The organism is Bradyrhizobium jicamae (assembly GCF_001440395.1).
GTDB classification, from domain to species: domain Bacteria; phylum Pseudomonadota; class Alphaproteobacteria; order Rhizobiales; family Xanthobacteraceae; genus Bradyrhizobium; species Bradyrhizobium jicamae.
In genome coordinates this window covers 1,133-3,799 of record NZ_LLXZ01000109.1, presented here as the reverse complement: position 1 = coordinate 3,799, position 2,667 = coordinate 1,133, and the positions used below count along the sequence as shown (strand labels likewise).

2 protein-coding genes are annotated in these 2,667 nt (G+C 59.4%); both read left to right on the top strand.

Annotated features, from left to right (window positions below):
* Positions 1 to 1,419 precede the first annotated feature (1,419 nt).
* Entirely contained in the window at positions 1,420 to 1,680 is a 261-nt protein-coding gene (locus CQ12_RS17815) for a DUF6894 family protein (protein WP_057836612.1), read from the top strand.
* Positions 1,681 to 2,214: 534 nt separating this feature from the next.
* A complete protein-coding gene (locus tag CQ12_RS47445; RefSeq protein ID WP_347337434.1) occupies positions 2,215 to 2,580 on the top strand; it encodes a DUF3606 domain-containing protein in 366 nt (121 codons plus the stop codon).
* Positions 2,581 to 2,667 lie beyond the last annotated feature (87 nt).

Sequence of the window (2,667 nt, the reverse complement as noted above, 5' to 3'; positions counted from 1 at the left end):
GAATTTCTATTGCAGCTCGGGCAAGGTGCGCCGGCGCCGCCGCAACCACAGGCCCTGTCTCCCAAGAACGGCCGTTCGAGGTGATTTTCACAGACCCAGCGAGTGTTGTCGCACCGAGGACAGTACCGCATCGAGTTTCCCGCGAGCAAAGGAATCCAATGTCGGTGCAGTCATTGCGTTCCGCTCGGCTAACTTTTGTTATAGCGGGCTACGGCTGTCGCTGTGATTTTGAAGTAGCCCTTTGTGGGTGAAGGGCTGGCCCTCAAGGGCCTCAGCTCCACGTCCCGGAGCTGAGGCTCTTGGTGCTAGGCGAGCCCGTTTCGAGAATTGCCATTTTTTCCCGAAAAGCGTTCTCCTGAGTCGTCGTTCGAACAGACACCTGAATTGATGAGTGCTTCAATGTCGGTCTTTTCAGCACGTGTATTTAATTCGCGATTGGCCCGGCTCGCTGAGCCGGGCTTTTCGTTGTGTTAGGCGCCGCCGGTATCTAGGGGCCCCCATGGTGTTACGCGAATAGATCCACGCAGCTCTGCGTTAGCTTCACAAACGTGCCGCTCTCGTGCAATTCGAGCCAGCCATGCGAGATCGCGTGCGCAAGGCCCGCCGAATATCCCGCCGGCGTCGCCCTGTCACCGAACAGAAAAGGGTGGTTGATTTGCTCGATATATATTCGGCCGTCCTGGATCGGTTGGAACGCGCGAGCGTGTTCTAGGAGCCGCCGTGCGGCTAAAATGCCGTCGATGCGTCGCGCCAACGGTAATGAAAATATCAGCGATCGCGGTCGCATTGTCCTTTGCGTTCGGTTCAACGTTGGCCGTAGCCCAAGGTGCTGGAGGAGCAGGGGGTGCAGGCAGCGCCGGCACCGCTGGCGGAGGCGGTCCGCCCGCAACGGTTGGTAAGACCGGCAGGTCTGCTGACGTGCGCACGCCAGTTCAAGAAAAAAGGATGAGAGAGTGAGTGGTCAAGCCAGCCTGCGGGAATAGTCCGGCGCTGCCGCTAGCCGCAAGCGTATTGTACTGGGCTTGGCGCTGTTAGGAACGTGTTCAAGAGAGCTGGGTTGAAGCGATATCGCATCTTCCCCAGGTGCGACGGCCTCCTCCTCAGCCTCGCCAGAGGGGTCTCAGCGCCGCTGCTGAGGCCCTTCTCGCGTTAGAAAGCAACCTGGCCGCCACGCTAGCCTTAAAGCCGCGCTGGGTTGTCCGCGAATGGCGCTTGTGTCGACATAGCCGTTCCAGATGAACGCTTTCCGCGGAATCGAAAAAGTGCAACGCAACTAACTTTTGTTGTAGCGGAGACCCACGCCGCAATGTTGCGATACCGCTTCAGCCCCTGGGTGAGGGCTGAACCGCTACAACAGCCTCAGCTCTGCAACCTCCGGAGCTGGGGCTTGGCCCGTGACATCCGGAACGGGGGGCTTCGATGCGCCATTACTATTTTGACATTCGCGACGGCGACACGTTGCAAACTGACGACGAAGGTCGCGAACTATCCTCTTTTGAGGCCATGCAGGAGGAGGCCACCCTCACTCTGGCTGAAATGGCTTTGGATGCGATGGGCAAACGTGGCGCAGACCACCGCATGAGCATTCAAGTTCGGGATGACCGCGGGTCGCTCCTGAAGGTCAGGTGGACATTCGAGATTGAGCGGCTCCAGCACAGCGAAGAAAACTCAGCGACCTAGGGCGGTCTGTTTGCTCTCGACGGCGCCAGTGCTGATCAGCCATTCTCGGTCTTTGGCAAGTAAGCGATAACACGCTGCGATATCGGCATATCGCTTTCGAAAAACCTCAACGGTCGCCGCCGCAAGCTCGTCGTACTCGGCTGCCCGCTCGAGATATTCCGCAACGCTGCGCAACGGATAGCCTTACGGTTTCGGCGGCTGCAGACCGGGCGATTGCAGCCAGTCGTTAATGTGCGCGGCGGTATCAGCAGGTCGGGCTACTTGCCGAGGATTGAGAAAAGGGCTGTAGGAACGGCCAATGTGTTAGGACGTTCAATCCGGTATGACAAGACGATCCCGCGGTGACTGGTTGCGACAAGCAGCGGCTCGACGTCGCTGTGGGTGCCATCCGCGGCATGTCCCAGGATCTCGCCAACGAGGTCCGGTGCTAGCGAATCGCGATCGTTCCTCGTCCCGCCGCGGCAACGGGTCAGCGGAAAATTTTCAAGGGTAGGTTGATCTCCGCCGTCCTAAGCGGTCGCCAGTGGAGCATCTATGGTAAGCGGAACCAAAAGAACGACCCCCGACCGCAGCAAGATCGAGGTGCAAGATCCCAAGCAGGTGAAGTACTGGACGAAGGCGCTCGGCGTTTCGAAGAGCGATCTCTTCTCAGCGATCGACAAAGTCGGTAACGCCGCAGCTTCGGTGAGGAAAGAGCTGCAGAGAAGGGGACACCCCATGCCCGATAACGACAAGCCCCTCAAGCCCGAAGACTTCCCGATAAACGCGGAAGGGAGGAAGATCAAAAAGCAGGACGGTACCCCGATCGCAGAAACGGCAGATCCAGCTGTGGCTGAGGACGTCGCGGATCGTCTCAACGAAGATGAGGCGCGGCGCGAGGAAGACAAATGGTCGGCTTAGGCCCAGCCCGGGCGCGTGCCGGGCCGCCTGCCCGGTCGGGATCACGTTATCTCGCTCCCCGTGCCCCGCTGGCGATCCTGGATAGGC